Origin of the sequence: Hydrogenophaga palleronii NBRC 102513, from assembly GCF_001571225.1 — a bacterium.
In the GTDB taxonomy this organism is placed as follows: domain Bacteria; phylum Pseudomonadota; class Gammaproteobacteria; order Burkholderiales; family Burkholderiaceae_C; genus Hydrogenophaga; species Hydrogenophaga palleronii.
Map to the genome: position 1 here is coordinate 16,351 of NZ_BCTJ01000031.1, position 20,845 is coordinate 37,195.

Sequence of the window (20,845 nt, forward strand, 5' to 3'; positions counted from 1 at the left end):
CGACGGGGGCAGCCTGCTGCCCCTGCCCTCCATGCCCGCCACACCCACCGACCGCTTCGCCGAGCTGACCGCACCCGCGAGCTGGCAAGCGGTCGATGTCATTTCCGACCTGCACCTGCAGGCCAGCGAACCCGACACCTTCCAGGCCTGGCTGCGTTACCTGCAGCAGCCTGCAACCTTGCGCGCCGACGCCCTGTTCATCCTCGGCGACCTGTTCGAGGTCTGGGTCGGTGACGACCTGCTGAACAACGAAAGCGCTGCGGCCTCCACTGGCGCCTCGGGCGACCACGCCTTCTGGCGCGCCTGCGCCGCCGCCTTGCGTGCCTACAGCGCGCTGGCGCCGGTGTATTTCCTGCCCGGCAACCGGGACTTTTTATTCGGCCCGGCCGGCCTGCAGGCCTGCGGCATGTCGGGCCTGGCCGATCCCACCGTGCTGGCCTTCCAGGGCCGGCGCTGGCTGCTCAGCCACGGCGACGAACTCTGCCTGGCCGACACCGACTACCTGCGCTTTCGCGCCATGGTGCGTGAACCCGCCTGGCAACAGGCCTTTCTGGCCCAGCCGCTGGCGCAGCGCGAGGCCATCGCGCGCGATCTGCGCGCGCAGAGCGAAGCGCGCAAGCGCAGCACCGGCCACGACCCCAGCCTCTGGGCCGATGTCGACACCGAGGCCGCACGTGCCTGGTTGCACCAGACGCAGGCCGACACCCTGGTGCACGGCCACACCCACCGCCCCGCACAACACGACCTGGGCGACGGCCTGCAGCGGCTGGTGCTCAGCGACTGGGACGCCGGCGCACAGCCACCACGCGCCGAGGTGCTGCGGATCACGGCCCAGGGCGCGCGCCGCCTGACCCTTTTGGTTTGACGCGCAGGCCCCACCTGTCCCCCATGCTCGACCTGATCCAACGCTGGCTGCCCCGCTCCCTGCGCCGCCCCACCACCATCCCCGAAGCGCTGTGGCAGCGCACGCTCACCGCCCACCCGTTTCTGGCCGCGCTCGAACAGGCCGAACAACAGCGGCTGCGCCTGCTGTGCACCCACTTCCTGCTGGAGAAGGAATTCCATGGCGCCAATGGCCTGGAAGTGACCGACGCCATGGCCGTGGCGATCGCGGCCCAGGCCTGCCTGCCGTTGTTGCACATGCACGGTGTCTCGGGTGAAGCCGTGGCCGACCCGCGCCGCCTGCTCGACTGGTATGGCGACTTCGTCGGCATCGTGGTGCAGCCCGGAGCCGTGGTCGCCAAACGCAAGCGCACCGACGGCGCGGGCGTGGTGCACCAGTACGACGAGGTGCTGGCCGGCGAAGCCATGGACCGCGGGCCGCTGATGCTGAGCTGGGACGACGTGGCACACGCGGGCGAATGGGCGCAGCAAGGCCACAACGTGGTGATCCACGAGTTCGTGCACAAGATGGACATGCAGGAGCTGCAACTGGGCGACGCCCCGGGAGGCGCTCCGCCGCTGCCCGACGGCTTCATGAGCACGCGCCACCGCACTGAAGCGCGCGCCCTGTGGCAACGCACCATGCAGACCAGCTACGACGATTTCCGCGAAGCGGTGTCCATGGCCGAACGCTTCGGTGGCGAGCCGCCCTGGCTGGACGACTACGCGGCGCAAGACCCGGCCGAATTCTTCGCCGTCACCTGCGAAGCCTTCTTCGTCAACCGGAACCGTTTTGCGTTGGAGTTTCCGGCGCTGATCCCGCTCTACGACGGCTTCTTCAGGCCGGGGCAGGAACCGCCCCCCGCCAGCGCGGAGCACTGAGCGGGGCGGGGCCACGCCAGCCGGGTGGGAAGCCCCGCCAGGTGCCTGGCTTTGCTCAGCGCTTGAGCAAGACCTTCAACACGTTCTGCAGCCGGCGCGCGGCGGCGGCGTCGAACGCCGAGCCCAGCACCGCGGCGGTGTCGTCGATCCAGGTGTCGGCCGGTGCGGCGGCGTGGCGGCGCGTCAGCAACTGCAGTTGCAGCATGCGGCGTTCGCTCAGGTGTTCGGCGGGCGTCGGCACCTCGGCCGCCATTTCCAGGCGCAGCAGGGTTTCGCCGGCCAGCGCGGCGGCCGGTTTCGACACCGCGGCCGACCATCCACTGCGGTTGCCCGCGCTCACGCGCGCACCAAGCGCTTGCGCGGTCGGCATCTGCTCGGCGTCGCGCTGCTCCCAGGCGCTCATGAGTTGCGTGAGCACCTCACCATGGGCCTGGGCCGCGAGCTTGCGCAAGCTGGTCTGGGCGGCTTCGATGGCCTGGCGCTGTGCGCGGAAAGCCGCATCACCCAGGCGCGGGCCGCGCGGTTCGCGCTCTTCCCGGCCCCAGGGGTTGGCACCCGGGCCACGGGCATCGCGGCCACCACGCGCGTCGGGCCGTCCGCCCGGGCCGTCGCGGCGGCCATCGGGGCGGCGCGCGTCCCGGCCGGCGGGTTCGGCCTTTTTCATGCCCGGTCGGTCGTCGCCGCGCACGGCCACGATCTTCTTCGGTGGCGCGGCGGGCGCCGCGGGCTTGGCCGGTGCTTCGGCTTCGGCCATTGCCTCGCCGGTGGCGGCTTCATCGCTGCTGCCGGCTTCGGTGGTGGCGTCGGGCGGCGTGGCATCTGCCGCCGGTGCTTCTGCGGCCGGTGCTGGCGCCGCTGCGGGCGCAGGCGCGGCCGCCTGGCCGGCCAGGGCCAGCTCCAAGTCGTTCATGGCCGTGCGGATGCGCTGCGCGTCGCCGCTGGCGCTGGCCGCTTCGAGCGCACGCGAGGCGTCCAGCACGCGCTGGTCGTGTGCGTTCAATGCGCTGTTGGCCTTCTCGCGTTCCGTGCTCTTGCGTGCAAAGGCTTCGTCGATGGGCTGGCGGAAAGCCTCCCAGAGTTTTTGTTCGTGCTTGCGCTCCAGCGGCACCGCATGGGCCTCGGCCTGCCAGCGTTGCTGCAGCGCCTTGACGGCGTCGATGCGCAGCATGGGCGCAGCACCCAGCGCAGTGGCTTCTTCGATCAGGGCCTTGCGGCGCGCCGTGCTCTCGGCCTGGGCGACTTCGAGCGGGCCGTGCGCCTTGTGCATGGCGTCTTTCCAGACCGGCTGGATGTCGGCAAAGGCCTTTTCGCTCAGGTGGCCGGCTTCGCGCCAGCGCTCCGAGAAGGAATGCAGTTCACGCACCTGGGTTTTCCAGTCGGTGCTCTGGGCGTGGGCATCGGTCCAGGCCTTGAGTTCTTCGATGATGGCCACGCGCTGCGCCTTGTGCGCCTCGCTCTGCTGGCGCACCTGCACCAGCCAGGCCTCGACCACCTTGTGGGCCTCGGTACAGGCTTCGTCAAAACGCTTCCACAGCGCGTGGTTGGGCTGGCCGCCCTGGTCGGTGGTTTTCCACTGGTCGCGCAACGCGCGCAGGGTTTCCTGCATCTTGCGGCCACCCAGGCGCTGGCCTTCGGGCGCCTGCAGCAGGGCCTCGGCCTTGGCCACGAGTTCTTCGCGCAGCTGGTCGGCGCGCCAGCGCTGCCAGCCTTCGAGTTCACCGGCCTGGCCGAGTGCGGCCTGGGCCCGTGCGTCGAGCGCGGCCGGGATCAGGCGGCCGTGGCTCTTGAGCAGGCCGCGCACGTCGGCCGCGGCCTTGGGCGTGGCCTTGCCGTGGCCTTCGGCCAGTTCGCGTTCGAGCACACCCAGGGCCTGTTCCAGATCGGCGGCAACGCGGGCGCGCCGCTCCTGCTGCGCCTGGCTGTCCTGCGCGGTTTTTTCTGCCGGGGCGGCCACGTCCTGGCCGCGGGCCACGCGCAGCTCGTCGGCCCACACCGGCACCGCGGGCAGCGGCGCCTGCGGGTTGGCTTCGGCGGCGACGGTCTGCGCCAGCGCGGCTTCAAAGGCTTCCCACACCAGCTGCAGTTGCTGGCGTGAGGCGTCGAGCATGGGCGGGAACTTCACGTCCACGCTGGGCCATTGCGGGTCTTGCGCCAGCGCACTGGCCTGCTGCTGCCACTGCGCCACGTCGCTACGCAGGGTCTCGGCGATCTGTTGCGCGTCGCGCCAGGGTTTGGTGGACAGCACTTCGATGCGCTGCGCCATCAGCACCGCGGCTTCGCGTTCGACCTGCACCCGGTGTTGCAGGTCTTCGATGGCTTTCACGCGCTCGGCCAGCGCCTGGCGCAAGGTGGCCAGCGGTTCACGCGAGAGCGGTGCGCCAGCACGAGCGGCGTCGCGCTGCCAGGCCAGGGCGTCGGCCAGGTTCAGGCGCGATTGGTCGACCAGGGCCTGGGCCTTCTGCGCCCACTCCACCGACATCTGCTCCTGCGACTTCTGGCGCTTCACCTCGTCGAGTTTTTCCTTCAGGGGCTTGGCGGCGCCACGGTCGCGGTGCGAGAGCTCCTTGAAGACTTCGTTCATCTGCTCCAGCGCGGGCTCGGTGGCCAGCCACTCGCGGATGCGCGCGGCGCGCTCACCCGAAGTGGGTGCAGAGAACGCACCGCCGGTGACGGCGTCCAGGGGGTGGGCGGCATTGGAGCTGGCCGGTTTGGAGGGGGTGGGCGTGTTCACGGCAGATGGGGCAGCTTTGGACGAAGACGGGTCTTTGCGCAGGGAAAACAACGACATGAAAAAGAGGGCTTGATCGATTCGGGTGCCAGCGCCACGGCGGCGCGACAAAGGCGTATTGTCGCCGCAGTTGGCGGGCCGGCGCCGTGTGCCGGCCCACAGTGGCCGCCGCTCAGCGCGGCGCCAGCTTGAGTTCGGCCTGCGGACGCCATTTCTCACCCGCGCTCGCGAGCAGGGGTGCGCCCAGGAACATGCGTTCTTCGGGCAGCTGCCGGCTCGCCAGATAGTCCTTCACCGCCACGCCACGCGCCACCGCCAGTTCGCGGATGGCATCGGCCGTGACCGGGATGGACGCCAGCAACAGCGCCTCCATCTCGGCCTGCGGAATGTCCTTGGCCAGCCCGACCAGGTTGCGCGGTTTGGGCATGTCGGCCCGCTTGTAGACCTCTTTCAGCAGCGCCGGGTACTCGGCCGGCGAGACGCTGAGCGTGTCGCTGATGGCCACACCTTCGCGCGACAGGGCGCGGCGCTTTTCCGCCAACACCCGCTCGTCGAGGCGGGCACGCTGGTAGCCGCTGCGCTCGATCTCCAGGTCGCTCTGGCCAACTACGGTGATCTGCAGCGCGGGCCGGTCTGCCAGCGCCTTGGCCACCGCGTCCAGCCGCTGGCGCGCCGCGTCGTCCAGGGTCTTGCTGCCCGGGCTGAAGGCGACCTGGCTCATTTCTTCACCCCCACCGGCGAAGGCGCTGGCGATCAGGGAGAACGGCGCCGTCACCGCCTTGCCGATCAAATTGAAGATGAGGCGCACGATGAGCGGGCCGACCTTGAACTGCGGGTCGTTGAGCGAACCGCTGACTGGCAGGTTGATGTCGATCACGCCGTTGCGGTCGGCCAGCAGAGCCACCGCCAGTTTCACCGGCAGGTTGGGCGCTTCGCTGCCGGCCACGCGGTCGCCGAAGCTGAGCTGGTTCAGGATCACCTGGTTGCTCGCGGTGAGCTGGCCATTGGGTTCTATCTTGTAGGTCACGTCCATGCTGAGCTTGCCGCGCTCGATGCCGTAGCCGGCGTACTTCACCGTGTAGGGTGAGAGCGGCGGCAACTCCAGGTCGCGCACGCGGCCCTGAATGTCGAGCGCCAGCGGCTGCGCCAGCGGGTTGAGCTTGCCGTCGATCTCCAGCGCCGCCGTGCCTTCGGCGCGGCCCCGCAGCGTGAGGTCGGCCAGTTGCGGCGCGCCACCCGGCGACACGCTGCTGAATGCGCTCAGGCTGCCGGTGAGCTCGCTCAGGTTGGCCGAGTAGTTGGGCTTGATGAAACGGTCGGAGAACAGCACCCGGCCATTGACCAGGCTGATCGGCCCGAAGCGGATGTCCGCCGCCGGCCCGGCCTGCGCCACCGCCGGTGCGGGAGGTGGTGCCGTGGCGCTGGCAGTTGCGGCCGGCGCGGGTGCGGCGCCCGCCTGCGGGGCAGCGGCGTCGTCGCCATCGTGCTTGATGAGGCCCTGCAGGTTGATCTGCCCCGACTCGTGGATGATGAGGCGCGCAAAGTAGTCGCTGAGCACGGTCTCGTCCACCGACACGCGCGTGGCCTGCCCTGGCGCCAGGGCCAGTTGCAGGCCCCGCACCTGCAGCGACTTCCAGGCCAGCAACTCTTCGGCGGGCGACGCGGTGTTGGCGCGGAAATCGTCCAGCGCGGCATTGCCGGCCAGCGACAGCCGCAGGCCGGCGGATGGCAAGGCGGCATCCACGGTGCCGCGGAAGCTGGTGTCGGCGCGCAGCAGCTCCAGGTTCAGGCGGTCGCCGAAGTAAGGCTCCAGCGCGTGCACCGGCAAACGGTCAGCCTGCACCTTGAGCTTGGTGCGCAGGCCCTGGGCCTCGGGCAGGCGCAGCGTGCCGTCCAGCACCAGCCGGCCAGGCTCGGCGCGCTCGTTGCCCACCGCAGCCAAACGCAGTTGGGCCGACACCGGCATGTCGGGCTGGCTGGACGCCAGCGGCTGCAGGTTCTTGATCTGCAGCTGCATCTGGCTGAGCGCCAGCCGCACCGGTTGCGCAGGCAACTGGTCGTCCAGCGTGGCGCTGCCGCCGGTGAGCTGCACGTCGGTCAGGGTGACTTGCCAGGGCGATGGCACAGCGCTGCTGCTGGGATCCTTGGCAGTCTTCAGCCAGCGCTCCACCATCCAGCGACCGTCCTTGTCGCGCTCGACGCGCACCTGCGGGCGGTTCAGCACCAGCTTGCCGACCACGGCGGTACTGGCCGTCAGGTCCAGTTTCGCGTCCTGCACCTGCAGGCTGGCCCAACTGGCCAAGGGCTGGCGCGCCGGGCCGAGGCGCAGCTCGTTCAGGTCGATCTGTTTGGCCGTCAACGCCAGGGCCATCGCCTGCCCGTCCCGGGCGGCCCGCCAGTCCAGTTGCAGATCGGCCGCGAGGCGCCCGTCGAGCGGCGGCACCAGGGCCTGCGCAACATAGGGCGCCAGTGGCGCCAGCGGCAGCTCGCCCAAGGTGACCTGTGCGCTCGCTTCGGTGTCGGTGGCCGTGCCCTGGGCTGACAAGGGCGTCTGTCCGAGCTGCGCCGACAGCTCGAACGGCATCGGCGCCTGCACCGGCCAGCTCAGCGCCTGGGCTTGCACCCGCAGATTGTCCAGCGACAAGGCGGCGGCGGGCTGCACGGCGGCATCGCGCCAGCGCACGCTGCCACCATCAATGTCCAGGCGCGCCACGCTCACGTTCCAGCCCGGGGCCGCGGCGGTAGAGGCTGTTTCGGGGGGCGTCGCCGGGGTTGACGCAGGCGAAGCAGCCGCCGCCCAGGCCTGGGCCACTCGTTGCAGGTTGAGTCGCCCCCCGGCCTCGCGCGACAAAGACACACTCGGTGCCTTCAGTTCAATGGCGGCCAGGTCCACCCGGCCCGCCAGCGGTTCCACCCGGTTCAGGGTGACGCCCAGGCGCTCCCATGCCAGCAACTCGGCGGTTTCCGACGGTCCCACGCGCTCGACCACGCGCAGGCCCGACACCGCGGCGCTGCCCGAAAGCGAGAGCCGGGGCGTGTCCGCCTGCTCGAAGTCCAGCTTGAGGGCGGTGTGCAGCACACCCGCTTCCAGCTTGATCGGCCAGGCCGCCGGCCAGTACGGCAGGTATGGCGCCAGATCCAGCTCGGGCACCTCCACGCTGGCATCGGTGTTGCGGGTCTGGGCAAAGGGTGTGGTGCTGGCGCTCGAATCAAACGCGCTGCCATTCAGCACAAAGGCCACCCGAGGCTGGGTCACGATGTCGCGACGAGACGGCAGGTTGCTCAGGAACGGCACGCCGATCTCCAGCCCCTGGAGCTGATGGGTGGCATCCACGCTGTCGTCGACAAACGTGATCTCGCCGCCCGACAGACTGATGTTGAACAGCGCAAACTGCGCCGGGTCGGAGGGGGGCTCGTTGTCCTTCGGTTGCAGGCGCTGCAGCACGTCGTCGATGTCATAGCGCCCCTCGGCCAGATGGCGCAGTTGCAGCCGCGGGTGCTCCAGCACCAGGGCATCCACCACCGGCGCCAGCCTGAACACCGACTGCAGTTCGGCGTCCGCATACAGGCGGGCCAGCGAAAACTGCTCCCCCTCGCCGTCTGCCGTGGCCACCCGCAGCCCCTCCACCGTCAGCTCGAGCGACCAGGGCCGGAAGTCCACCCGCTCCACCGTGACCTTGCGGCCCAGCGCGGCCGAGGCCTGCTTCTCCAGTTGCCACTTGAGCAGGGGTGGTACCGCAAGCCAGCTCAGTCCCCACAACAGCAACAGCGCCAACACGGCCCACAACAGGCGACGCGCCCAGCGGTTTTGACTCAAGGAAACAAAAATGGTGTTCATCGTGCAGAGGTTGGCCGGCGCATTCCCACGAGTGTCGTCGAACCCAGGAAACACCACCTCGCGAGTGCCATGGCGAGTCCTGCATATATATAAGGACATCACACCCAGGCCCCAGAAACAAGAAACCCCGACAAGCACAGCTTGCCGGGGTTGACGGCGGGCTAAATGCTCGTGCCGTCGGTTTTGGCGGAGGGAGTTGGATGTCTCTCCAGCCTGGAAGCAAGAGATTGCTCCCGTTGGGACTGGCGTACGGTTCGCCGCGGTGCCAGTTTTTGTCTGTTTTCAAACAGACGACTGCAGGTTACCCCGACCACCTCGCAGCGGCAAGACGAGGCCATCCGTATTTCCATGCAGATTTTCAATCGCAAGGTAAACCGCCATTTGGCGAGCCCGCAAACGCATTTTGGAGTGTGAAAGGCGCCTGCCAGCCGACAAACGGCACTTCAAACCGGCACAGCGCGCGAGCCCAGTCCACACGGGGAGGCACGCTAGCAATCCCGGTCCATTTACTTTCATTCACATTTTTATAGATTAAAAAGTAGTTTCAAATCAATATCTAAACATTGACTTGATATTAATAACTACATAGGATGCGCCAGCTTTGCCCAACCGGGCATCCAGACTACCGCCGAAACGGCCAATGCGACCGCCTGCACCCGGCAGGCCGCCAACGGCAACCAATCCAGCCGACCCGGCCCACAAGCCAGGTCAGCGCAGAAAGGATCGACTTCATGACCGAGAACAACTCCCGGCCACACCAGAGCACCTCAGGTGCCGTGGCATCCCTCAAGGCCGCCGTGCGCGACACCTACCAGGGCTTTTTCGACATCACGCACAACGGCCTTGCCCTGCTGGGCACGCTGCTGGCCGTGGCCCTGATCACCCTGAGCGCGCGCGCCGACCTGCGCGCCGACGCCGAAGGCCAGCTCCTGGGTTGGCTGCTGCAGCGGCAGGAAGCCGCTACCGCGGACGATGTCTACGCCGCCGAGCCCACCGCCATCGACCGCGTCACCGCGGCGCAGCCGAGCAATCTGCCGAAGCAGCAAGCCAACGTGACGTTCTGGCTCAGCAACAAGTACCGCGTGGCACCCGAGCCCTTGAGCGTGCTGGTGGCTGAGGCCTTTGCCGTGGGCGAGCGGGCCAAGCTAGACCCGACCCTGATCCTGGCCGTGATGGCCGTCGAGTCGCGCTTCAACCCGTTCGCGCAGAGCCCCGTCGGCGCGCAAGGCCTGATGCAGGTTCTCACGCGTGTGCACACCGACAAGTACAACGACTTCGGCGGCCAGCTCGCTGCCTTCGACCCCGTGTCCAACCTGCGCGTCGGTGCACGCGTCCTGCAGGACGCCGTCAAGCGCGCCGGCTCGGTGGAAGGCGGCCTTCGCCTCTACGTTGGCGCCGTGACCTCCGACGGAAGCTGGTACATCAACCGCGTGATGGCCGAACACCTGCGCATCCAGAGCGTGGCGCTGGGCAAGCCGATGCAGCGCTATGTGCCGCAACCACGTGCGACGCAAGTCGTTGCGCCGGCTGACGCTGCCCCTGCTGCACGTCCAGCGGCACCGACCGGCCACGACGCGGAAGCGGAAGCCGCTGCCAAACAGGCCGGCGAGCCCGTCACCCAATCCTGAATCCGGCACATCCGGGATCTTCCGCGGCTCGGCTAAACTAGCCGGGTACGCAACTGGCGATAGGCGCGCGCCTCCGATGTCTTCTGTCGGAGAAAGCCGCTGACGTGGACCCCCTGCCGATCTGTGATCGGGAACACACAGGGACAACCACTGGGAAGCGTGCCACCCGGGCTGAAACGGCCAGGGTGTTCAGCCGTTCGCCTGGGCAGCCCTTGTCACCGCGCAAGGTTTCACGTCTTGAAGGACTGCCATGTACGACCGCAATCAACTTGTCGAACAGACCGACCCCGAACTGTTCGCCGCCATCCAGGCCGAAAACGCACGCCAGGAACACCACATTGAACTCATCGCCAGCGAGAACTACGCCTCGCCCGCGGTGATGTGGGCCCAGGGCACCCAGCTCACCAACAAGTACGCCGAGGGCTACCCCGGCAAGCGCTACTACGGTGGCTGCGAGTACGTTGACGTGGCCGAGCAGCTCGCGCTGGACCGCGTCAAGCAACTCTTTGGCGCCGAAGCCGCCAACGTGCAGGCCCACTGCGGTGCTTCTGCCAACGAAGCCGTCTTCCTCGCCTTCCTCAAACCCGGCGACACCATCATGGGCATGAGCCTGGCCGAAGGCGGCCACCTCACCCACGGCATGGCGCTCAACATGAGCGGCAAGTGGTTCAACGTCGTGTCCTACGGCCTGAACGACCAGGAAGAGCTCGACTACGACGCCATGGAGCGCAAAGCCCATGAAACCAAGCCCAAGCTGATCATTGCCGGTGCTTCCGCCTACAGCCTGCGCATCGACTTCGCCCGTTTTGCCAAGGTGGCCAAGGACGTGGGCGCCATCTTCATGGTGGACATGGCGCACTACGCCGGCCTGATTGCTGCCGGCGTCTACCCCAACCCGGTGCCACACGCCGACGTGGTCACCTCCACCACCCACAAGAGCCTGCGCGGCCCACGTGGCGGCATCATCCTGATGAAGGCCGAACACGAGAAGGCCATCAACAGCGCGATCTTCCCCGGCCTGCAAGGCGGCCCGCTGATGCACGTGATCGCGGCCAAGGCGGTGGCACTCAAGGAAGCGCTGACGCCCGAGTTCAAGGTTTACCAGCAGCAGGTGCTGAAGAACGCCCAGATCGTGGCCCAGACGCTGACCGAGCGCGGCCTGCGCATCGTCAGCGGCCGCACCGAGAGCCACGTGATGCTGGTGGACCTGCGGGCCAAGGGCATCACCGGCAAGGAAGCCGAGGCGGTGCTGGGCAGCGCGCACATGACGATCAACAAGAACGCCATTCCCAACGACCCGGAAAAGCCGATGGTGACCAGCGGTGTGCGCATCGGCACACCCGCGATGACCACGCGCGGATTCAAGGACGAAGAGGCGCGTGCCACTGCCCACCTGATCGCCGACGTGCTGGACAACCCACGCGACCCGGCCAACATCGAGGCCGTGCGCGCCAAGGTCAATGCCCTGACGGCGCGTTTCCCGGTCTACAAGTAATGCAAACAGGCGGCGTCCAGCAATGAAGTGCCCATTCTGCGGCCACCTTGAAACCCAGGTCGTGGAAACCCGCGTCTCGGAAGACGCGGACTTCATCCGGCGCCGCCGCCAGTGCGGCCACTGCGAAAAACGCTTCACCACCTACGAACGACCAGAAGTCAGCTTTCCGGCGGTGGTCAAAAAAGACGGCCGCCGGGTCGACTACGTGCCGGGCAAACTCCGGGCGTCCTTCGTGCTGGCGTTGCGCAAACGCCCGGTCAGCACCGAGCAGGTGGACGCCGCCATTGAGCGCATCGAGGAAAAACTGCTCAACCTGGGTGTGCGCGAGGTGCCCGCCACTCGCCTGGGTGAGATGGTGATGCGGGAACTCAAAAAGCTGGACAAGGTGGCCTACATCCGCTTTGCCAGCGTGTACCGCAGCTTCGAGGACATCGACGATTTCCGGGCGCTGGTGGACGAAGTTCAGCGCTGATCGAGGCTCCGAGTCGCACTCCCTGGATACATTTTCAGCGGTAAAACCGCACGAAATTCGTGGACTCTCGCCCTCGATAGCCACAAACGTGCCGCACGTCAGACACCCGCTGGTGAACAAAAGGGGGGGTCGTTACATTTGGCCTCGGAGTACCCCCTTTTGATGCACACCCCACCCCGCCGCCATGCCGCCAGCGCCGGCCACCAACGAGGCTTCACCCTGGTGGAGCTCATGGTGACGCTCTTGATCGCGACGATCCTGCTGATGTTGGCCATCCCGAGCTTCACCAACCAGTTGCGTGGGTGGCAGCGTGACAGCGCGACCAAGGCATTCACGGCGCATGTGCAATTGGCGCGTTCGGAGGCCATCAAGACCTCACGCCGCGTGGTCATGTGCAGCAGCTCCAACGGCACCTCGTGCGCAAACAGCAACGAATGGCGCAATGGCTGGCTCGTGTTCGTGGACTCGAATGGCAATGGCTCGATAAACAACGGAGAAACCGTCATCGCGTCACGGGGTGCGTCCACCGGACTCACCAGCATGTTGTCGTCCGGCAATGTCCGCCAGTTGGTCTTTATGCCCAACGGCTTGATGGCATCCAACGCCACCACCCTGCAGGTTATCCCGACAGGCAGCATCGCCATCCAGATGAATGAAGTGGCAGTGAACCGCATCGGCCGTGCGTACGTCAGAGCCATCGCTCGGGAAAGCTGAACATGAAGACCCGATCCAGTTGCTCGTCTCCGAACGTCCGCTCTCGTCCTGTCACGCCACAAATCGGCGCCAGCATGGTCGAGGTCCTGGTCGCGCTGCTCATTATTTCGCTGGGATTGCTGGGTATCGGTGGGATATCAGCGGCGACCTTTGGATACAACAAAACGGCTCAACTCCGTTTGACGGGCTTGACTCTGGTCAACGACTACGCGGACCGGGCGCGCCTGAATGTGTATGGCTACGATCTGGGAAGCTATTCCGTCGCATTGGCAGATGCCGTTCCGGCGACGGCCGACGTGGCCACAGCCCAAGCTGCCATGACGGCCGACGAAGCGGTCCCTGCAACGGCTGCGCAAAACGTGGCGGGCTATGACCGCATGCTGTTCCAGCGCACCGTGGCCGACCGCCTTCCCCAGGGCCGCGCCATCGTCGTGAGCAACCCCACTGGCAGCGCCCGCAACCTGGATGTGTGGCTGCTCTGGCAGGAACCCACAACCTCCGTGGGGGACGCCTTGTTCACCGCCGGCCAGTTCTCCTGCCCGAACAACCTGAGTGAAGCAGACAGGGCCATCTACAGCTGCATGTATTTCAAGGTCGGACTATGAAACGGTTTGCGCTCCCCGTCGCACTGCGCACCCGGTCTCCCGTGCGTCACCAGCGCGGCATGAGCATTGTGGAACTGCTGGTGGCCATGACCATTGGCCTGTTCCTCATGGGCGCAGTCGGCGCCATCTACGTGGCAACCTCCAACAGTTCACGCGGCAGCACTCTCGAGTCGCAAATGAACGAAGACGCCAGCCTGGCGCTGGAAATGCTGCAACAGCAGATCCGCCTTGCGGGCTACTCTGGCTTTAACGCCACAGGTGCCCGCAACTTTCAAGGATTGGGCGTACGGGGGTGTGATGGAGGCTTCTCCGACAACACGGCCACCACAAGGTTTGACGGCATGGCCTGCGGCACCACCACCACTGGCTCGGACGCAATTGCGATCAGATACGAAGCGTCTGCGCTGAACACCCAGGCCACTGCGGCCGGCCGGCCTACCAACTGTAGCTTTACAGCCATCACCGCATGGGACATCGGCGGAGGCATCACGATTCCACTCGCAGACAACCGATATTACGTGGCGGCGGACACCGCCAACGACAACATCCCCACCCTGTTCTGCAGGGGAATGGATGGCAGCGGCGGCACCGGGTTCGACGCAGCAACAGCGCTGATTCCCAACATTGAAGACATGCAGATCCGCTATGCCATCACGGCGATGCCGGTGACAGACGACCCCATGCCCCATCAGATCACCAGCTATGTGGATGCCAGCAATGCCGTGTTAGGCGCCACCCTGTCCAATTGGTCCCGTGTGGCGGGCGTGCACATATGCTTGTTGGCTCGCACCAGTCGACCTGTGCCGAGCTCCGGCGGGTCACGCGCGGAGCTCGGCAGCTATGTGGATTGCAACGGCGTGCGACAGGATGGCAACGAGGATGGCTTCCTGCGCCGGGCGTACCACACTACAGTGCAGTTGCGGAACATGCGCCCAGCAGTACCAGCCAACTACGGCTTGGCCGCCGACGGCTCGGTACGCAACCCCTGGGCCCATTTGTCCGGGGAACAGTGACATGAGAACCCGTCCGCACCACCGCCAGGCAGTACAGCCCGACATGATGGGCATGCAAAAGCCGTTCACAAAGAATGTTCGACGCGAGCACGGTGTCGTGCTACCGATGGCCTTGATCATGCTGGTGATCATCTCCCTGGCCGGCCTGCTCGCGGCCCGCAACGCCGCCACCCACGAGCAGTTCTCCAACAACATGCGTACCACGCAAGTGGCTCGCCAGTCCGCCGAGGCGGCACTGCGCTACTGTGAGGCTGTGGTGATCGACATCACCAGCGACGAAGGCGTGTTGTACGGTTCGCTGGAGTCAAGAATCGTGTCAGCCGAACTCGACCCGGACAACCTCGCCGCAGGCGCATGGAACACCCGATCCAACTGGGCCAGCGGGGCCGCCAACCTGATTACCTACACGCCCACCTTCGACAGCACGGTCCAGACTGAAGTGCAGGTCACGACTGCCAACTTCCCGACCTGCGTGATACAGAGAATGACGAACGACCGTTTCCTCGTCACATCGCGGGGCTTGTCCAATGACGCGGCGGTCGATGCCAACAACCAATTGACCCAGGGATCGGAGATCTGGCTGCAGTCCGTCCTGTCTCCGGGCGTCCCGACCGCATCCACTGGTGGCGGCAACAACTGATTTCCCACACAGAACTGATTGACAGTGAGGCCAACCATGTCTGAAACAGCACCGACCCTGTCCGCCAAGCGCGCACTTTTCGGCACACTTTTGCTGCTGGGCCTGTTGAGCAACGTGCCCGCAGTTGCCCAACCCAGTCAGACGCCGTTGTTGGCCAGCCAGTCCGGCGCAAAACCCAACCTCATGATCACACTGGACAACTCGGGCTCCATGGCCTTCAGTTTCCATGACACCTACGGAGTCTTGTCGGATAGCAACGACGAAGTTGAGCTGCGGAGATGCCCCAATTCTGAATGGAGCTTGCTCACGGGAAGCTATGTTCAGGGCGGTATTGCCGACTACAGAAACAACAACACCTGCTACTACTACAACAACAGAAACGTTTTTACTTCAGGGACGGGAAGGTCGGTCGCACTCTCCCCCCGAAGATACCTTCGCGGAGCGGCGGCCGCTCAACGGTCTGCTGACGTGAACCCGCTCTACTACAACCCACGCACGACGTATGCACCACGAGTGGGTGCCGACGGGAATCCTCTACCAAGCGCTCAGCGCGTAAATGCCAGCGGGTTGGTGACAAGCTCCTCCGATGGCACGCAGTGGATATCAAACGTGAACAGTGACGCATTCGGATACACCGTCTATCGCAACGGCAACAATGTACGTACGCGCCACACTATGTATGACACAAACTTCATTCCTTCACAGAATGATGGTTGGACGAGCATCTACAACATCGGATACCAGTGGCGGATTCCTGTGCACCGGACACACACCTCCGCCAGCGCTCTCTCGCCCCCGTTCACCTATTACACCTGCTCCGACGTGATCACCCTCGATGGGCTTCAGATCGGCTGTGGCACGTCAACAGCAACCTCCATCAGGCCGGGGGAGCCTCTCCTAGTGACTTTGCCCGGCGACCACCGCCGCACCGACTGTGTTCGCTCCCTCGTCGCCAACACCTGCACCAACGCAGAAGAGGTGGTGAACATCATGAACTGGTATCGGTACTACGCTTTCCGGGCGCCAGCGGTGGCCACCGCGATCGGTCAAGCCATCGCCAACAGGGAGTACAACGGCAATTTGCGCCTGGGTTATCTGTCGATCAACCGTCGAAACGGCGCCACTGTCGACGCGATCAACCAGACTCCGGGCGTCACACAGGACAACCTGGGCCTGCTGCGTGGAGTTCGTCAACACCAACTGAGCACCGCAACAACCCCAAACGCAGATGCCCAGCGTGTCTATAGCTGGCTGTACGACCAAGATGGCACCAACAATGGTCACTCCAACAATGCCACCGACGCCGCGTTCAATACAAAGTCGCCGACAGCGGAACGCAGCCACGCGCCGTATGGTGGCACACCACTACACAATGCGTTGGACAAGGTGGCCACCTACTACCAATTGAGCGCGTCCGGCGCAAGGGAAAATCCATGGGCCAGTAATCCTGCGGTATTAGCCTCTTCCACGAACCCTGAAATGAGCTGCCGTCGCTCATTCAACCTGCTTTTTTCGGACGGAGCATGGACCAATACTTCATCGACCAACGTTGGAAGTGATCACGACAATATCAACGGCCCAAGCTTCACGCGAAGCGGGGGAGGAACCTTCAACTACCGGCGAACAGGGGACAGCAACGCGTTGAAGTCGTACACGCCTTTTCCGAGCACCGGCACAGGCGGCTTGGCGGATTTGGCTGCCAGATACTTCTGGCACATCGACTTCCGGGGCAATCTTGAAAACAACATTCAGACCCGTGCCGGACAGCCTGCCTTCTGGCAGAACATGACAACCTACACGGTGGGCTACCTCATCAAGCCCTCTGGCGAGCAGCAAGGAGCCACATCCGGGCTGACCTTTGAGCAGATTCGAAATTATCAAAGACAATACGCAACCAACGGCTACGCCGCCAGCACCACCATCAAGCCCACGTGGCCTACCGGTGACCTCAGCACCACGTCCACAGAAGCCCAACGAGTAGACGACTTTGTACAGGCAGGCTACACCGGTGGCGGCAGGGGCTTCAGCGCCACAACCGCCGATGACGTGCGCTCGATCTTTGACACCATCATTTCGGAGATCCTGACCGCCTCAGGCCGTGACGCGGGTGTCGCCGTCAGCGCAGATGCCAACCTCACCACCATCGAGGGCAGTCTGAAGTACGTGGTGAATTACCGCACGCTGGACAACTCCGGCGATGTTGCGGCACAGCGGCTGGATGCCCGGGGCAACGTGGTGGACTCCGCTGGCAACATTAACCCCAACGCGATTCAGTGGACAGCATCGGACCGCATGCCGGCCCCTGCCGCCAGGAATGTGTTCAGCATGTCGGGCACCAACACCCCCGTGAACTTCAGCGGCCGCTTGCGCGATCTGGCGGGCGACATCCAGACCGCACTGCGGGCTGGGCCCAATCCCTCTCGCCTGCCAACGGACAACCGCTTCATCGACTACCTGCGCGGCGTGGACCCGGTGGTGGACGCCAACAACGTGCTGTTCCGCCAGCGGACGAGCAAACTGGGCGCTATGGTGAACCCACCCTCCATTTACATGGGGGGTGAGCGCGACTTTGCGTATGACCTCTCCAGCACGGTCGATGGCAGAAGCTCCTACCTGGCTTACGCCACTGCCAAGCGCACACTGCCCACCTCGCTGTTTGTGGCCACCAACGCCGGCATGATGCATGCATTGAACGCAAGCACTGGAGACGAGTTGGCGGCCTACATGCCACGCCGCAGCCTGCGGCGCATGCTGAATTACGCGGACGCGGCCTACAACTTCGAGTACACACTCGACGGCCCCTTGAGCGAGCACGACATCTACGACGGCACGCGCTGGAATCACCTGGCCATCGGCACGGGTGGTCGAGGCGAGCGTTTGCTGTACGCCGTGCGATCACCACTGAATCAAACATCCCCCCCAAACCGGAGACCTGGGCAGGAAGACTTCCGTTGGGAGACCGGCCCCGACCTGATCAACGACAGTGCTCCGGATGGCAACGGGGGGCGGGTCGATATGGGCTACATCACCAACCCGGTGCGCAGCGGCCAGACCGCCAGCGGTGACTGGATCGCTGTGGTCAACAACGGTCACTACAACGGGCAGACCGACGGCAGCAGAGCCGGTCTTGTGGTCCTCAATGCCATCACTGGTGCGAAGATCCGCAACATTCCATTGCCAACCGGTTTTTCTGCAGGCCGTGGCCTGAGCGGCGTCACGCTGGTTCGCAACAGAGACAAGCGCATCGTCGCGGCTTACGCCGGTGATGCAAATGGCCACCTGTGGCGCTTCGATCTCAAGGGCGCTCCCACGACCTGGGCCGTGTCGTACAACCGGCCCCTGTTCACCACGGCGAACAACCGCCCGATCTACGGCTCTCCCGCTTGGCAGGCGCACCCCAGTGGCGGCAACATTGTGGTGGTGGCCACCGGCATCCTGCTGCAGGACTCCGACCTGATTGCCTCACCAACGAACAATGAATCCATCTATGGCGTCTGGGATCCCACGGCCATCGGGGCCGCAGATGCGTCCCCTTTCACCACCATAATGCCGACACAGTTGCTGGAGCAGAGCGTGGTGCAAACCGACTCGGTGACGGCCGGCAGCAATACCTTTTACCAAGCCACCCGGAACGCACCCAACTGGACGGTGCATCGCGGTTGGCGCATGGCATTGGGTCACACCTATGCGGGGGAACGTTCCATCGACCAGATCCGCAACCTGGGCAAGAGCGTGCTCATCAACACCACCGTGCTCAACGTGCCCAGCACTCCGGACGCGGAGATGTGCTCCGCATCGAACCTCCCCGCTAACTACATCTATGCGTTGAACGCGGTCGACGGCGCCTCCACGCGCGGCTTCGACATCGACGGCGACGGCAGGCTGGACAATGCGTCGGTGGTGTTGTTGAACGCTGGTGGCTATGCGCGGGGCATGGCGGTCGCCGACATCCTGGCTTCGAACGAGCGGACCGCCGACGTGCGCAACCGCTACGCAACGGACACCTCCAGTGGCGAATCCGACTCGACAGAACAACCTTGCACGCCTCGCAGCGTCATCCTGCTGGGCACCGAAACCGGCGGCGTGCGCGCAGGCCAAGCGTGCGATATTGCCGGCTGGAGCCGCAACCAGTACCAACTCAGCCGTCCTCCGGCCAACTGAGCAAGCATCTACCATGTCCACCTGTGTTTGCCCCATGTCCCACATCCAGCCGCCGCGTGGACAACGCGGGTTCACCCTGATCGAGCTCATGATCGTGGTGGCCATCGTCGGCATCCTTGCAGCGATTGCAATTCCCTCCTACACAGAGTACGTACGGGCCTCTCGGCGTGCCGACGTGCAGCGCGCATTGAGCGAGGCCGACCAGTACATGAAGCGCTACTACAGCGCACGCGACACATTTACTGGCGCGTCCTTGCCTGCCGGCCTGGCTCAATCTCCGCGTGAGGGTGCTGCCGCCTACACAATTGCCCTGATCGAAAACAATGCTGTGGTGGCCACCGCCACCGCGGCCACCTCTTACACGCTACGGGCAACCCGAGCCAATGCGATGGCGACGGACCGCTGTGGCAACCTGTCGGTCACCCACACTGGCGCTCGCTCCATTGCCAGCAACACCTCCGGCAGTACGCTGGCCGACTGCTTCAAGGGTTCTTGATTGCTGCGCTCTGCGCTTCGAAGACTGATGCAACGCTGCCTCTCACACCCGATTTGATGTCTTTGATCGACACAACGCTGATCCAGCGCGCATCCGAACTCGCGGCACAAGCGCTACGCCTCTCCAACCCCAACCCCCGCGTCGGCTGCGTCATCGTCGCCCCCGACGGCCGTGAACTCGGTGTCGGCCATACCCAGCAAGCCGGTGGCCCGCACGCCGAGGTGATGGCGCTGCGCGATGCGCAGGCGCGTGGGCATGCCGTGCAAGGTGCCACTGCCTACGTCACGCTGGAGCCTTGCTCCCACCACGGCCGCACCCCGCCCTGCTGCGACGCCCTCATCGCGGCGGGTGTCGCCCGGGTGGTGATTGCCACGGTGGACCCCAATCCACGCGTGGCCGGCCAGGGCATTCAGCGGTTGCGCGATGCCGGCGTCGTGGTCGATGTATTGCCGGCGGACAGCGAACATGCCCTCGCCTCGCGCGAGCTCAACATGGGTTTCTTCAGCCGCATGATCCGCCGCACGCCCTGGGTGCGCATGAAGGCGGCGTCTTCGCTAGACGGCACCACGGCGCTGGACAACGGCGCCAGCCAATGGATCACCGGCGAAGCCGCCCGCGCCGACGGACATGCCTGGCGTGCGCGTGCCTGTGCGGTGCTGACCGGCATTGGCACCGTGCTGGAAGACGACCCCATGCTGGACGTGCGCGAGGTGGCCACACCGCGCCAGCCACACCTGGTAATCGTCGACAGCCGTCTGCAAACCCCGCCCGACGCGCGCCTGTTCTCGCCCCCAGCCCAGGGCCTGTCGCGGCAGATCCTGATCTACTGTGCCACCCATGACCCGGCCAAGGAACAAGCTCTACAGGCGCGCGGCGCCACCGTGGTGCACCTGCCCGGCCCCTCGGGCAAGGTGGACCTGTCCGCGCTGCTGCAGGATCTGGCGCAGCGTGAGGTGAACGAGCTGCATCTGGAAGCCGGCCACAAGCTCAACGGCTCCTTCCTGCGTGAGGGCTTGGTCGACGAGTTGCTGCTGTACCTGGCCCCGCGCCTGCTCGGCTCGGGCGCCGGCCTGTCCAGCCTCGGCCCGCTGGAGCGCCTGGCGGACGGCATTCCACTGCGGTTCGAGTCGGTGAGCACACTGGGCGAAGACCTGCGCGTGCTGGCCCGGGTGCAGGGCCGGGACGCTTTTCTGCGCGCCTGAAGCACCTGCCCGCCGCTTCGCGCGGAGGGCTCAAACGGTTTGCGTTGCGCCCGAAAGCAGCGCGCCCAGAAACCCTGCGAAAATACGCC

14 protein-coding genes are annotated in these 20,845 nt (G+C 65.5%); 12 read left to right on the forward strand and 2 right to left on the reverse strand.

Going from position 1 to position 20,845, the window contains the following annotated elements; genetic code table 11:
• Window positions 1-31 precede the first annotated feature (31 nt).
• On the forward strand, window positions 32-865 hold the full coding sequence (locus HPA01S_RS17835) for a UDP-2,3-diacylglucosamine diphosphatase (protein WP_066272145.1): 834 nt from the start codon (window positions 32-34) through the stop codon (window positions 863-865).
• Window positions 866-888: 23 nt separating this feature from the next.
• A complete protein-coding gene (locus tag HPA01S_RS17840) occupies window positions 889-1,764 on the forward strand; it encodes a M90 family metallopeptidase (RefSeq protein WP_174525305.1) in 876 nt (291 codons plus the stop codon).
• Between the two features lie 55 nt (window positions 1,765-1,819).
• Here the strand turns inward: HPA01S_RS17840 and HPA01S_RS17845 are convergent, their stop codons facing one another.
• Window positions 1,820-4,552 carry a DUF349 domain-containing protein gene (locus HPA01S_RS17845; RefSeq protein WP_066272124.1) on the reverse strand — a complete coding sequence of 911 codons (2,733 nt, stop codon included), beginning with the start codon at window positions 4,550-4,552 and terminating at the stop codon, window positions 1,820-1,822.
• Between the two features lie 112 nt (window positions 4,553-4,664).
• Window positions 4,665-8,309, reverse strand: coding sequence for a DUF748 domain-containing protein (locus HPA01S_RS17850; RefSeq protein WP_306307133.1), 3,645 nt, complete (start codon window positions 8,307-8,309; stop codon window positions 4,665-4,667).
• A gap of 752 nt (window positions 8,310-9,061) precedes the next feature.
• Here HPA01S_RS17850 and HPA01S_RS17855 point away from each other — a divergent pair.
• From HPA01S_RS17855 to ribD, 10 genes are all read left to right on the forward strand, one after another.
• A complete protein-coding gene (locus HPA01S_RS17855) occupies window positions 9,062-9,958 on the forward strand; it encodes a lytic transglycosylase domain-containing protein (protein ID WP_084360794.1) in 897 nt (298 codons plus the stop codon).
• Window positions 9,959-10,208: 250 nt separating this feature from the next.
• On the forward strand, window positions 10,209-11,453 hold the full coding sequence (glyA, locus tag HPA01S_RS17860; protein WP_066272126.1) for a serine hydroxymethyltransferase: 1,245 nt from the start codon (window positions 10,209-10,211) through the stop codon (window positions 11,451-11,453).
• Between the two features lie 22 nt (window positions 11,454-11,475).
• Window positions 11,476-11,925: a transcriptional regulator NrdR gene (gene nrdR / locus HPA01S_RS17865; RefSeq protein ID WP_066272127.1), complete on the forward strand. Its 450-nt coding sequence runs from the start codon at window positions 11,476-11,478 to the stop codon at window positions 11,923-11,925.
• A gap of 162 nt (window positions 11,926-12,087) precedes the next feature.
• Window positions 12,088-12,639 (forward strand): GspH/FimT family pseudopilin, encoded by a 552-nt coding sequence (locus tag HPA01S_RS17870; protein ID WP_157085085.1) that lies wholly within the window; start codon window positions 12,088-12,090, stop codon window positions 12,637-12,639.
• Between the two features lie 2 nt (window positions 12,640-12,641).
• Window positions 12,642-13,244, forward strand: a complete 603-nt coding sequence (pilV, locus tag HPA01S_RS17875) for a type IV pilus modification protein PilV (protein WP_084360795.1) — start codon at window positions 12,642-12,644, stop codon at window positions 13,242-13,244.
• Window positions 13,241-14,257: a PilW family protein gene (locus HPA01S_RS23475; RefSeq protein WP_066272130.1), complete on the forward strand. Its 1,017-nt coding sequence runs from the start codon at window positions 13,241-13,243 to the stop codon at window positions 14,255-14,257. The genes pilV and HPA01S_RS23475 overlap by 4 nt, the downstream gene beginning before the upstream one ends.
• 1 nt (window position 14,258) lies before the next feature.
• Window positions 14,259-14,897 (forward strand): pilus assembly PilX family protein, encoded by a 639-nt coding sequence (locus HPA01S_RS17885; RefSeq protein ID WP_157085084.1) that lies wholly within the window; start codon window positions 14,259-14,261, stop codon window positions 14,895-14,897.
• Window positions 14,898-14,933: 36 nt separating this feature from the next.
• Window positions 14,934-19,058: a pilus assembly protein gene (locus HPA01S_RS22805; protein WP_084360796.1), complete on the forward strand. Its 4,125-nt coding sequence runs from the start codon at window positions 14,934-14,936 to the stop codon at window positions 19,056-19,058.
• 34 nt (window positions 19,059-19,092) lie between these two features.
• Window positions 19,093-19,554, forward strand: a complete 462-nt coding sequence (locus HPA01S_RS17895) for a type IV pilin protein (protein ID WP_066272133.1) — start codon at window positions 19,093-19,095, stop codon at window positions 19,552-19,554.
• 56 nt (window positions 19,555-19,610) lie between these two features.
• Window positions 19,611-20,756 carry a bifunctional diaminohydroxyphosphoribosylaminopyrimidine deaminase/5-amino-6-(5-phosphoribosylamino)uracil reductase RibD gene (ribD, locus tag HPA01S_RS17900; RefSeq protein WP_066272134.1) on the forward strand — a complete coding sequence of 382 codons (1,146 nt, stop codon included), beginning with the start codon at window positions 19,611-19,613 and terminating at the stop codon, window positions 20,754-20,756.
• Window positions 20,757-20,845: the final 89 nt, after the last annotated feature.

Coding starts and splice junctions, on each gene's coding strand:
- HPA01S_RS17855 (WP_084360794.1), top strand. CDS start 9,062: ATGACCGAGAACAACTCCCGGCCACACCAGAGCACCTCAGGTGCCGTG.
- HPA01S_RS17870 (WP_157085085.1), top strand. CDS start 12,088: ATGCACACCCCACCCCGCCGCCATGCCGCCAGCGCCGGCCACCAACGA.
- HPA01S_RS17840 (WP_174525305.1), top strand. CDS start 889: ATGCTCGACCTGATCCAACGCTGGCTGCCCCGCTCCCTGCGCCGCCCC.
- nrdR (WP_066272127.1), top strand. CDS start 11,476: ATGAAGTGCCCATTCTGCGGCCACCTTGAAACCCAGGTCGTGGAAACC.
- HPA01S_RS22805 (WP_084360796.1), top strand. CDS start 14,934: ATGTCTGAAACAGCACCGACCCTGTCCGCCAAGCGCGCACTTTTCGGC.
- HPA01S_RS17835 (WP_066272145.1), top strand. CDS start 32: ATGCCCGCCACACCCACCGACCGCTTCGCCGAGCTGACCGCACCCGCG.
- HPA01S_RS23475 (WP_066272130.1), top strand. CDS start 13,241: ATGAAACGGTTTGCGCTCCCCGTCGCACTGCGCACCCGGTCTCCCGTG.
- glyA (WP_066272126.1), top strand. CDS start 10,209: ATGTACGACCGCAATCAACTTGTCGAACAGACCGACCCCGAACTGTTC.
- HPA01S_RS17885 (WP_157085084.1), top strand. CDS start 14,259: ATGAGAACCCGTCCGCACCACCGCCAGGCAGTACAGCCCGACATGATG.
- HPA01S_RS17895 (WP_066272133.1), top strand. CDS start 19,093: ATGTCCCACATCCAGCCGCCGCGTGGACAACGCGGGTTCACCCTGATC.
- ribD (WP_066272134.1), top strand. CDS start 19,611: ATGTCTTTGATCGACACAACGCTGATCCAGCGCGCATCCGAACTCGCG.
- HPA01S_RS17845 (WP_066272124.1), bottom strand. CDS start 4,552: ATGTCGTTGTTTTCCCTGCGCAAAGACCCGTCTTCGTCCAAAGCTGCC.
- pilV (WP_084360795.1), top strand. CDS start 12,642: ATGAAGACCCGATCCAGTTGCTCGTCTCCGAACGTCCGCTCTCGTCCT.